This window comes from Anaerotignum sp. (assembly GCF_040307045.1).
GTDB lineage: Bacteria > Bacillota > Clostridia > Lachnospirales > Anaerotignaceae > Chakrabartyella.
Map to the genome: position 1 here is coordinate 120316 of NZ_JAWRKF010000020.1, position 11562 is coordinate 131877.

At 40.3% G+C, this 11562-nt stretch carries 12 protein-coding genes; 11 read left to right on the plus strand and 1 reads right to left on the minus strand.

The annotated features are described in order from the left end of the window. The first annotated feature begins 151 nt into the window (after positions 1 to 151). The 4 genes from ABVZ64_RS10655 (at position 152) to ABVZ64_RS10670 (ending at position 2696) form a co-directional block, all read left to right on the plus strand. The gene (locus ABVZ64_RS10655; protein WP_352400992.1) at positions 152 to 514 is read left to right on the plus strand and encodes a NifB/NifX family molybdenum-iron cluster-binding protein; all 363 of its coding nucleotides are present in this window, start codon (positions 152 to 154) and stop codon (positions 512 to 514) included. Further along, positions 511 to 1350, plus strand: coding sequence for a nucleotide-binding protein (locus tag ABVZ64_RS10660; RefSeq protein ID WP_352400993.1), 840 nt, complete (start codon positions 511 to 513; stop codon positions 1348 to 1350). Before ABVZ64_RS10655 ends, ABVZ64_RS10660 begins: the two co-directional genes overlap by 4 nt. Beyond that, positions 1347 to 2204 (plus strand): nucleotide-binding protein, encoded by an 858-nt coding sequence (locus ABVZ64_RS10665; RefSeq protein ID WP_352400994.1) that lies wholly within the window; start codon positions 1347 to 1349, stop codon positions 2202 to 2204. Before ABVZ64_RS10660 ends, ABVZ64_RS10665 begins: the two co-directional genes overlap by 4 nt. Positions 2205 to 2336: 132 nt before the next feature. Further along, positions 2337 to 2696, plus strand: coding sequence for a NifB/NifX family molybdenum-iron cluster-binding protein (locus tag ABVZ64_RS10670; RefSeq protein ID WP_352400995.1), 360 nt, complete (start codon positions 2337 to 2339; stop codon positions 2694 to 2696). Between the two features lie 304 nt (positions 2697 to 3000). Here ABVZ64_RS10670 and ABVZ64_RS10675 read toward each other — a convergent pair whose 3' ends face one another. Beyond that, positions 3001 to 3930 (minus strand): P1 family peptidase, encoded by a 930-nt coding sequence (locus ABVZ64_RS10675; protein WP_352400996.1) that lies wholly within the window; start codon positions 3928 to 3930, stop codon positions 3001 to 3003. A 134-nt stretch (positions 3931 to 4064) separates the two neighbouring features. On the opposite strand from ABVZ64_RS10675, the gene murA reads away from it, so the two are divergent. From murA to pstC, 7 genes are all read left to right on the plus strand, one after another. After that, positions 4065 to 5318: a UDP-N-acetylglucosamine 1-carboxyvinyltransferase gene (gene murA / locus ABVZ64_RS10680; RefSeq protein ID WP_352400997.1), complete on the plus strand. Its 1254-nt coding sequence runs from the start codon at positions 4065 to 4067 to the stop codon at positions 5316 to 5318. 5 nt (positions 5319 to 5323) lie between these two features. Further along, positions 5324 to 6115: a cell division protein FtsQ/DivIB gene (locus tag ABVZ64_RS10685; RefSeq protein ID WP_352400998.1), complete on the plus strand. Its 792-nt coding sequence runs from the start codon at positions 5324 to 5326 to the stop codon at positions 6113 to 6115. Between the two features lie 26 nt (positions 6116 to 6141). Continuing rightward, the gene (locus ABVZ64_RS10690) at positions 6142 to 6858 is read left to right on the plus strand and encodes a DUF881 domain-containing protein (protein ID WP_352400999.1); all 717 of its coding nucleotides are present in this window, start codon (positions 6142 to 6144) and stop codon (positions 6856 to 6858) included. Next, positions 6855 to 7223, plus strand: a complete 369-nt coding sequence (locus ABVZ64_RS10695; protein WP_352401000.1) for a small basic family protein — start codon at positions 6855 to 6857, stop codon at positions 7221 to 7223. Before ABVZ64_RS10690 ends, ABVZ64_RS10695 begins: the two co-directional genes overlap by 4 nt. Positions 7224 to 7340: 117 nt before the next feature. Next, complete coding sequence (gene ftsZ, locus ABVZ64_RS10700) at positions 7341 to 8459, plus strand: cell division protein FtsZ (RefSeq protein WP_352401001.1); 1119 nt, start codon at positions 7341 to 7343, stop codon at positions 8457 to 8459. A 997-nt stretch (positions 8460 to 9456) separates the two neighbouring features. Continuing rightward, positions 9457 to 10356 carry a substrate-binding domain-containing protein gene (locus tag ABVZ64_RS10705; protein ID WP_352401002.1) on the plus strand — a complete coding sequence of 300 codons (900 nt, stop codon included), beginning with the start codon at positions 9457 to 9459 and terminating at the stop codon, positions 10354 to 10356. A gap of 361 nt (positions 10357 to 10717) precedes the next feature. Then, a complete protein-coding gene (gene pstC / locus ABVZ64_RS10710) occupies positions 10718 to 11560 on the plus strand; it encodes a phosphate ABC transporter permease subunit PstC (protein ID WP_352401003.1) in 843 nt (280 codons plus the stop codon). Positions 11561 to 11562 lie beyond the last annotated feature (2 nt).

The following is an 11562-nucleotide window of genomic DNA, read 5'->3' on the forward strand; positions in this document are numbered from 1 at the left end:
AATTATGTATAAATGGCATATGACGGAAATGACTGCATAGACTTTTCGGGGGACATTTGTATATAGAAGGCTGAATTGCAAAGCAATCTAAAACTTTATATGCCAATTTCATTCCATTACGAATAAAAGCGAGATGAGAGGAGATTTGATTATGAAAATTGCCATCCCTATGAATGACATGAATATGGATGCAGAGGTTTGTGTTTCCTTTGGCAGAGCTCCGTATTTTCTAATTTATGATACGGAAAAAAAGGAAGCCTTATTTTCTGTCAATAAAGCTGCAACGGCTCAAGGTGGTGCGGGAATAAAGGCAGCTCAAGAAATTTTGGATCAAAATGCACAGGCTTTGCTCACTGTGCGCTGTGGGGAGAATGCAGCAGAGGTTTTCAAAGCAGCAGAAATTCAGGTTTACAAAACAACAAAGCTAACTGCAAAAGAGAATATTGAAGCTTTTGAGAAAGGAGAGCTTGCAGTCATGACACACTTTCATGCAGGCTTTCACGGAAGAGTATGAAGGTAGCGGTTTTAAGCGGAAAAGGAGGAACCGGAAAAACCTTCGTTTCGGTTAATCTTGCCGTTACAGCCAAAAAATCAACCTATATTGATTGTGATGTGGAGGAGCCTAATGGTAGGCTGTTTTTTAAGCCTGGGGATAAAAAAACAACAGAAGTATATACACTGTTACCCAAAATTAAAGAAGCTAACTGTGTTGGATGTCGTAAATGCGTAGATGCTTGTCGCTTTAATGCCCTGGGTTTTATAAAAATGAAACCCATTGTCTTTCAGGAGGTTTGCCATTCCTGTGGTGCGTGCAGCATTGTCTGCCCCAATGGGGCAATACAGGAAATGCGGCGGCCTATTGGTGTGATTGAGGAAGGATTTTACCATGAGGTTCAGGTTATAACGGGTGTTTTAAATGTTGGTGAGGCAAGCGGTGTTGCTGTTATCCGTAGTGCATTGGAGGCGGGGCAACGTGAAAAGCAACTAACTGTAATAGATTGCCCCCCGGGAAGTGCTTGCACTGTAATGGAGAGCGTGGAATCTGCGGATTACTGTATCCTTGTGGTGGAAGCCACAGCCTTTGGCCTTCATAATTTCCAGATGGTATTTGAACTGGTGTCTCTGTTGGGTAAACCTTGTGGCGTAGTGATAAATAAGGCGGATGATACTTACACCCAATTGGACAGCTTTTGCAAAGAGAACAAAATTCCCATTCTTTGTTCCATTCCCTTTAAAGAAAAGTTAGCCCAAATTGGGGCAAGAGCTGGTATTGCTGTTGATGAGGATGAAGAAGTGAAAGAGCAGTTTAGCAAGCTTTTAGAGACAATCAAACGGGAGGTGGAAAAATGAAAAAACTCCTGATTTTGAGTGGTAAGGGCGGTACTGGAAAAACCACAACTGCCGCCGCTTTTATTGATTTTGCAAAGGCAAAGGCGTTTGCTGATTGTGATGTGGACGCACCCAATCTGCACCTGGTTGCTGGCGTAACTGCTGAACCAAAAAGAAAGGATTATTATGGCTCGGAAAAAGCAAGAATAGATTTTTCAAAGTGTATAGGTTGCGGTACTTGCATTGATAACTGCCGTTTCCATGCAATTTTTCCCGAGGGAGATGTTTATTCTGTAAATCCTTATGCTTGCGAGGGCTGCGGTGTGTGTATGTATACCTGCCCTGTGGGAGCAGTAAACATGGAAGAGGATATTGCAGGAGAAATGATGCTTTATAAAAATAAAGGGGTATTTTCCACAGCCAAGTTGAAGATGGGGCGTGGAACCTCCGGCAAACTTGTGACAGAAGTAAAAAACGAACTGGATCATTATGGAAAGTCCAATGAATTTGCTATTATTGACGGTTCCCCTGGTATAGGTTGCCCGGTAATTGCCTCTATTAGTGGTGTTGATTTGGTGCTGATTGTGGCAGAGCCCTCCCTTTCAGGCATCAGTGATATGAAAAGAATCATAAAAACAGCTCAAATTTTTCAAACAAAAACTGCAGTATGTGTAAATAAATTTGACACTTGCCTTGAAAATACACAGGCAATAGAGGATTTATGTTCCCAGGGGGGAATTCCATTTGTGGGGCGCATCCCTTATGACAAGCAGGCTTCTATTGCAATTAATGCAGGACATAGTTTAGCAGAAATTGATTGCCCGGCTAGAGATGGATTGTTAGGAGTGTTTGAAAATACTTTTAAAATTTTTTAACTCAAGGATCTATAGAATCTTATTTTTGTGATTTAAAAGAGGTTCAGATCAGGCCGTATTGGCAGATAAGAATAAGAGCGTATAGAAAAATTTTTTTGAATCAAATTATTAGAATAAAAAGGAGAATGAATTATGAGGATTGCAGTAGCATGTATGGGTGAATTGGTAGCACAGCACTTTGGTCATTGCGAGAACTTTTGTATTTTTGAATCAGAAAACGGGAAGATTGGGGATGTGAAAAGCATTGCAAATCCTGGTCATAAGCCGGGCTTTTTGCCTAATTTTTTAGGGGATATGGGCGTGAACGTAATCATTTCCGGCGGAATGGGCGGTGGAGCCGTTGAAATTTTTAATGAAAGAGACATTGAAGTTATCGTAGGTGCATCTGGCGATGCTAAAAAAGCAGTAGAGGCCTATTTAAAGGGAGATTTGGTTTCCACGGGCTCTATTTGCCATGAACATGAACATGCCCACGAGTGTGGCGAACACTAAAAAATAGATAGTCTTAATGGCAAGGTTACTGTTTAATGGAATAGGAAGTAGTAGAAGGGTTTCTCCAAAATGGGAGGAACCCTTTTCCTTTCGAAGATATTGAAGGCCTACAAAGTTTTTTCCGCTGCAACTAAACTTCATAAAGTTTTGCTATCTGCTTTAAAGGAGGATTTTAAATCAAAACGCTTTGAAGGGCTGGTTGATTTTGCAGTGTTACTAAGATAGGAATGTTTTTTAGGGTGCCGTCTGGTTCAGGCGGCGCCCTAAGGCCATTTGTTAGTAATAAAAGTTCCGTGAGTTTGTTTTAGAAGGGCTTTGCAGACTTTACCCCACGGATAACAGCCTGTTCCGTTACCCTAGCCGCCATAATGCCTACCAAGTCTACCGGTGCAGTAGGGAGTTCGATTTCTTCCGTTGAAAGGCAGAATAGGGTGTCTCCATCCAAGGTAGTGTGAATGGGGCAGATGCATCGAGCAAGGCCATCGTGAGCCATTCCTGCTACTTTAGCTGCCTGGGCTTTGGTCAGCTTTACGTTTGTTGCAATAACACCGATGGTGGTGTTTTTGCCGCTGAAGGAAAGGGTTGAGCCTAGGTTGATAACGCCTTGAGCAGTATCCAAAAAATTTCCGTATTCATCCTTAGTGCCTGCAATAATGGTTCCTTTTTCTATCACATCTCCAAAGGCGTTGACAGCAATCAAAGCTGCCACAGTGATGCCGTTTTCTGTGGTTTCAGCCCAAGAACCGATGCCGCTATTGCACCAACCCTGGGTACCTCTCAGTTTTCCAACTGTTGCACCGCAGCCGGCGCCAACATCACCTTCAAGCAAGCCTTCGCTATTTGCATTTTCGCAGGCCTGTCTGCCCATTTCCTTGTCTGGGCGGCAAAAAACATCGCCATTTTCCAAATCATAAAGAACAGCGGCAGGAATAATGGGAACTTTGGTTACGCCAACATCAAATCCCATGCCCTTTTCTTCCATATAATCCATCACACCACAGGCAGACTCTAGTCCGAAGGCAGAGCCCCCAGCTAAAACCACGGCATTTACTCTTTCCATGGCATTTAAAGGGTTTAAAAGGTCGGTTTCTCTTGTTCCTGGGGCAGCACCACGAACATCCACACCACAAACGGCACCATTTTCAGCAATTACCACAGTTACCCCGGTTTTGGCCTCCAAGTTTTGTGCATGTCCAACTTTAATCCCCTTAATATCTAAAATGTTATGATTCATTTCATTGTCCTCCATGGTTTTTGTTACATCTTACAAGGTTTTTGTTTTTTTGTAAACACGATTGCAGGTGGATATGCACCAAAAAAAATGTCCATCTATACAATGTGGGTAAGATGCTTTTTGGAGGGATCAGCATGGGGTATTACTTGGTTGAGGGCGGAAAGCCCATAGGCGGAGAGTTTGCAGTGAGAGGAAGCAAAAACGCTGCCTTACCAATTTTAGCAGCAACACTTCTTGCAGAGGATGAAGTGGTGTTGGAGAACTGTCCGTTGATTCGAGACTTCTATCTAACGTTAGATATCCTTAAGACATTAGGTTGTAAGGTGGAACTTACAGGTAGAACAGCAGTGATCGATACAAGGGTAATTCATGATGTGGAAATTCGGGAGGAAACGGTTCAAAAGATGCGTTCCTCCATCCTTTTTTTAGGTGCTCTTTTGGGCCGAGAAAAAAGGGCGATTTTAGGTCACCCCGGAGGGTGTGCTATTGGGAAACGTCCCATTGATATTCACCTCAGTTCTTTTGAAAAGATGGGAGTGGAGATTCGGGAGGAAGAAGGGCTGTTTTATTGCGCTGCTCCACACATTTTGGGATATCATATATATTTAAACTACCCTAGTGTGGGCGCAACAGAAAACATTTTACTTCTGGCTACAAAGGCGGAAGGAGTAACCGTAATTCATAATGCAGCAAGAGAGCCAGAAATTGTTGCATTGGTTCGTTTTTTACGTGCTTGTGGAGCTGAGATTTATGGTGAGGGAACACCTTCGATTATGATTGAGGGTGTGAAGAAGCTCCATGGGGCATATTTTTCCATACCTTTTGACCGAATAGAGGCAGGTACATTCCTATGTGCATCTGCCATGACAGGTGGGGAACTTAGTTTATTGGGGGTTGAAAAGAATGATATTGAAACAACTGTGGTTGCTTTAGAAAAAACAGGCTGCAATTTTCACTTTACCTCTGATTCCTTGTGGATGAAGCCACCAAAAGAACTTAAGTCTGATTTTTCCTTGGTTACAGGGCCTTTTCCTGGATTTCCCACAGATATGCAACCCTTGGTCATGAGTCTATTGACATTGGCAAAGGGAACTTGTATGATTAGTGAAACGGTATTTGAGGCTCGTTTCCGCCATGCAGAAGAACTATGTCGGATGGGGGCAGATATTGTTGTAGAGGATAGAGTAGCGCGGATAAAAGGCTGTGCAGGGCTACATGGAGCGGAAGTTTTCGGTCACGATTTGCGAGGTGGCGCCGCTCTTTTGATTGCAGCGTTGGCAGCAGAAGGCAAAAGTGTAATTTATGGTTCCCAATATGTTGAACGTGGATACGAAAAAATTGAGGACGCCTTTTCATTATTGGGCGGCAATGTGCGGCTGATGGAGTGAAAAAAATGCCTAAGAAAAAAAAGAAACGCATAGATAATGTGGAATTATTAGAAGAACTAGAATTTTATGAAGGGCCCAAAAGAGGGCGAGGAATCAATTCCAAATATATTATTGGTTTTCTCCTGCTGGTGATCGTGATTGCAGGAATTTTATTTTCTCCACTTTTTGCGGTGAAAGAAATTCGCTCGGAGGGTGCAGAGCATTTTACCACCACGGAGTTAGCAGCAATGATATCCCTATCTCAAGGGGATAATTTAATTTTATTTGGAAAAAGTAAAGCAGAAAAAATTTTAGAACAGGATCCTTACATTGCTCAGGCAAAATTAAAAGCTGAGTTACCTGGTACCATGGTTGTCGAGGTAAAGGAGCGTAAGGTGAGAGGATATGTGCCTTATATGGGCGCATACCTTTACATAGATGAAGAAGGCCGTGTTCTGGAAACACAGAACGTATATCATGACGCTTTACCAGTGGTAAGAGGGCTTAACTTTGACAGCTTTCTTTTAGGGGAAGTATTACCAGTGGAGAATGCAGATGCTCTGCAGATTGTTTTACAAATGTCACAAATGATGAAAAAATATAACCTTCTGGATTTGGTGGTGGAAATTGATGTTACGGATCCAAAAGACATCTATGCATATGTTAATAAAGTTGAAATTCGCTTAGGCGATATGGCAGATTCTGATCAAAAGGTTCGTATTATGGGTGAAATAGTGAAAACAATTCCCAAGGAGGACAGAGGAACACTTGACCTTAGGGATTTGAGAAAACCTATTATCTTTCAATATCTCACATAATCCGTAAAGAAAAAAGGGGACAGGCTATGGGCAAGAATCAGCATTTTGTTGCATTAACATTAATCTGTGTGTTATTAGGTGTCATCATCGGTGTGCAGTATAATACAGTGAAAAAGCAGAATAGCCTTACAGAAAACCAGCGTCTTACAGAGCTGACTGCAACGCTAAAAAAGGTGCAGGAGGAAAACAAAGCACTGGAAAATCGTTTGGAAGAAAAAGAAAAAATCATGAAAGATTATGAAAATGGTCTAAACTATGGTGCCACTCTTACAAACTTGCAAAGCGAGATAGAGCAATTGCGGGCTTTTAGCGGGCTTACAGAAATGTTAGGCCCAGGGGTAATTGTAATTATGAATGATAGCAGCACTAAAAAGGGTGGTGACAGCAATGCTTACTTGGTGCATGCCGAAGATATTTTATCTGTAATCAATGAGTTAAATGTGGCAGGTGCTCAGGCTGTTTCCATTAACGGGCAGCGCATTGTTGCCACAAGCAGTGTTACCTGTGCAGGTTCTATCGTTATGGTCAATGGGGAACGGGTTGCCGCTCCTTTTGAAATAGCTGCAATTGGAGATGGTGATATTTTACAGTCTGCATTAAAATTTCCCGGTGGTGTTGTAGATAACTTAGCGCCCTGGGGCATTGAAATCACTATTCGAAAAGAAGCAAATGTGGTGGTTCCGCCATATACCCAAACTGTGCTTTTTAAAGCACCGGACTTAGAACAGGAGGTAGTCGGATGATTGCGCCTATCGTTGGAGTTTTTTTCGGCGTGTTGATCGGTGTGGCTAGCGGGATAGAAATTCCCTATGGTTATTCAGGTTACGTGGCTATGGCAATTTTGGCTTGTTTGGACTCCGTTTTGGGGGGAATTTATGCCATTTTGCAAAAGCAGTTTGATATTAAAGTTTTTGCCACAGGTTTCTTTTGCAACGGGGTGCTGGCTGTTGGCCTAGTTTGGCTAGGAAACCAGCTGAATATGGATTTATCCATTGCGGCAGTGGTAGTTTTTGGTTCTCGTATTTTCAATAATTTTAGCCAGATTCGTAGATTTTTATTGAATAAAACGGAAAAACAGATTATAGTAGTAACGGAAAAAGAAGAATAATGCGGTAAAAATACCAAATTTTTTCTGAATTGTTTCCTTTTACTATGGCAAGAAAGGTTATTTTCGTGTATAATCATATATTATTATGGATTTCTTGATAATTAGGAGGGGATTTTTTTGCTCGAGTTTGATATCCCAATGAGCAGTATGGCACAGATAAAAGTAATCGGCGTTGGTGGCGGTGGCAACAACGCTGTTGACAGAATGATTGAAGACGGTTTAGATGGCGTAGAGTTTATTTCTATTAATACAGATGGACAAGCTCTGACAAAGGCTAGATCAACAACAAAAATACAAATTGGTGAAAAATTAACCAAAGGTCTTGGTGCAGGGGGTAACCCAGAAATCGGTGAAAAATCTGTTGATGAAACACAGGATGAAATTGCACAGGCTTTACGTGGTTCTGATATGGTATTCATTACCGCTGGTATGGGTGGAGGCACAGGTACGGGTGCAGCCCCTAGAATTGCATCTATCTCAAAGGAGTTAGGTATCTTGACAGTAGGTGTTGTTACAAAGCCTTTCAATTTTGAAGGCAAGAAAAGAATGAGCAACGCTGAAAAAGGTATCCTTGAGCTAAAGAAAAATGTAGATACGTTGGTTATTATTCCCAACCAAAGATTATTAAGCATCATTGACAAAAAAACAACCCTAACAGAAGCTTTCAAAAAAGCTGATGAAATTTTACGTCAAGGTGTACAAGGTATTGCTGACTTAATTTCTAAGCCTGGTGTAATCAACTTGGACTTTGCCGATGTGCGCACAGTTATGGCAAATAAGGGTGTTGCCCATATGGGAATTGGTCATGCAAGTGGTGAAAACAAAGCTGAAATTGCAGCGAAAATGGCAATTCAGAGCCCTCTTTTGGAAACAACCATTGAAGGCGCAAAGAGTGTTTTGATTAACTTTAGTGGTGATATGAACCTTGGTTTGATGGAAACAGAGGAAGCTGCTGACTTGATTCGAGAAGCAATTGATCCTGATGCAGAAATTATCTTCGGTACAACCATAAACGATGAGTTGGACGATGAAGTTATCGTTACTGTTATTGCAACAGGTCTTGATGGTGAAATGCCAGTAACTGAGGCAAAAAAACCTGAACCCACAGTTGCCGCAAAAGAGGAAGAAAAAGGAGAAAGCCAGGAAGAAGAAGTAAGACCTAGAAGGTTTGCTGATTTAGATGATTTTGAATCTGAAATTAAGATTCCTGATTTCTTAACAAGAAAAAAATTCTGATACATACAATTTTAGGCAGATGGAAAAAATCCACCTGCCTTTTTGTATGCCTTTGGGATTAGGAACAATGCAAAGCTGTGAGAACGTAATCCACTTAAAACAATATCACTTCCACTCAAGTAAGAATGGCTAAAAGTTATTTTAAATAAAGCAAAGAACAAAAAGTAGAAGATGTTTTTAAGGGAATAACTGTGACTAGACTACCCTTTATAGCGATTTTTTGGATAGATATCCCTTTGTCTAGAACTCGAGTCCAATCCCTTAAGTTGTGTTTGAATGGGGAAATTTGGATGTTGGAGTTTTTTTGTTAAAAATATATATCTGACCCCCTGCCCATACAGAATTATAATTCCCTTTCATATTCCATCACTGCGCCAAAGAGTCTAGTCCCAGAGAAATCTCCATTTACCATAGGTGGGAAAAAAGCTACAAGCATTCAATAACTCAGAGGTCTTCCACATATGAATGACCCATTTTATTTTAAATGCAATGTTTTCTTCTAAAACCAAGGTATCAAATTGCTGTTTCAAAAAGGTGTTCTTATAAAAAATCTTAATGTGGTATTGAAGGCTGAAAATTGAGATATCACTTGATAATATTGTTTGAATCTATTTGAGAAACTTATAATTTTAAGAATATGGAAAAATGTTAACGCAATGAAATATTGATCGTCATTCATGAAACAATAAGAAAAGGTCGTTTGCTTGATGGTCATAATGAATTTAATAGGTTAACCTCTCATGGGGCATAATTAGCACTAAAAACAAAACTGTGTCTTTTTCTTCTTTTTACCTTTTTAGAGTAGGTTGAAGAAAACTGGGAAAATTATAATGTAACGTGGGTGTTGATGCTTTTAAAAAGTTACAAACAGGGTAAAAAAATTTGTCATAAAATCATATTTTACATAGATTTAACAAAGGAATGATTTTTCTTTTAACATTGTCTATATATACTTTGTTTGTATCCGATAATTGTGTATAAAAAGGAGAGGTAAATAATGAAGAAAAAAATAGGCTTAGGCTTGGTTATGTTAATGTTGACAAGTGCTTTGGTAGGTTGTGGCGGCTCATCTGATGGCGCAGATAATGGCAGTGCAGATGCAAACTCAGGTGCAAACAGAGCAGCAATTTCTGTTGTTTCCAGAGAAGATGGCTCCGGTACTAGAGGTGCATTTATCGAATTGTTTGGTATCGAAGAAAAAGATGCAGAAGGCAATAAAGTGGATCATACAGCTGACACAGCAGAAATTACAAACAGTACAGCAGTAATGATGCAGACAATCGCAGGTAACAAAGATGCAATTGGGTATATTTCCTTAGGCTCTTTGAATGACACAGTAAAAGCTTTAGAAATCGATGGAGCAGAAGCAACTGTTGAAAACATCAAGAGTGGTACTTATAAGATTTCCAGACCTTTTAACATTGCAACAAAGGATGAAGTTTCGGCTGCAGCACAGGATTTTATTAACTTTATCATGAGTGCAGAGGGTCAGGCAGTCGTTGAAAAAAGCGGTTACATCAGCCAAGGAAATGCAGGCGCTTATGCAGCAAGCGATGCAGAAGGTAAAGTAACAGTTGCCGGTTCTTCCTCCGTTTCACCTGTTATGGAAAAATTGAAAGAAGCATATGCACAGGCAAACCCTAACATTACAATTGAAGTACAGCAGAGTGATTCTACAACAGGTATGACATCTACAATCGAAGGTATTTGTGATATCGGTATGGCTTCCAGAGCTTTAAAAGACAGCGAACTTGAAAAAGGCCTTACCCCTTCTGTTATTGCCATGGATGGTATCGCAGTAATCGTAAATATTGATAATGCTGTAAATGGTTTGACTACATCTCTGGTAAAAGATATCTTCACCGGTGTTGCTACAGATTGGAGCATAGCCGAATAATAGGATATAGAGCGAAAGTTGAAAACTTGTAAAAACAAAAGAATAACTCGAAAAAATAGAAGTTATAAACCTGAATCTAAAAGCTTTTTATGAATGGAAGCACCTGGGAAAGCAAAACTCCTTATTCTTTTTCCCTTTATGCTTGAAAAGCCAAAAACAAAAAATTATTTCCTTGTTGCTCTATATCAAATAAAAGCTTTTAGATTTTGTTCCTTATACGACGGGCCTACAAGTAGGAACCGTCATTTTGCAAATATGAAAAACGCTTCAAGGGAGATCAAAAAAGTGATATGAAAAGCAAAAATGATTTCCAGGCGTTTACAAAAAGGTTCAATTCCTTTTATGGTCGAGGAGGACTTATATGAAAGAAAAAGCAATGCAATGGGTTTTCTTGGCAGCGGCCAGTATCTCCATTTTCGCTGTAGCATTAATCTGTATTTTTCTGTTTGCCAATGGTATACCAGCAATTCAGGAAATTGGTTTTTTTGATTTTTTAGCAGGAACAAAGTGGAAACCATCTAATGATTTATACGGCATTTTTCCCATGATTGTGGGCAGTATTTACGTAACTGCAGGTGCCATCATCATTGGTGTACCTTTGGGAATTTTATGTGCCGTTTTTTTGGCTCATTTTTGCCCAAAAAAGCTATACAAAATGATCAAACCAGCCATTGAGCTTTTGGCGGGTATCCCCTCCATCGTTTACGGGTTTTTTGGTTTAGTTGTACTTGTTCCCATCATGCAAAACTTATTTGGTGGCAATGGTAAAGGTGTACTCACAGCATCAATCCTATTAGGAATCATGATTTTACCTACTGTTATTGGTGTAGCTGAGGCTGCTATTCGTGCAGTTCCAAAAACATATTATGAAGGCGCACTGGCCTTAGGCATTACCCACGAAAGAAGTGTTTTTTTCACTGTCATTCCTGCGGCAAAACAGGGGATTTTTGCGGGCGTTGTTTTGGGTATTGGTCGTGCCATCGGTGAAACTATGGCGGTAATTATGGTTGCTGGTAACCAGGCAATTATTCCTTCGGGATTATTTAGTGGTGTTAGAACCCTAACAGCAAACATTGTTATGGAAATGGGTTATGCGGCAGATTTGCATAGAGAGGCACTTTTAGGTACAGCAGTTGTTCTGTTTGTATTCATTTTAATCATCAATCTTAGTTTCTCCTTCTTAAAAAGGAGGGAATCCAAGTGAAA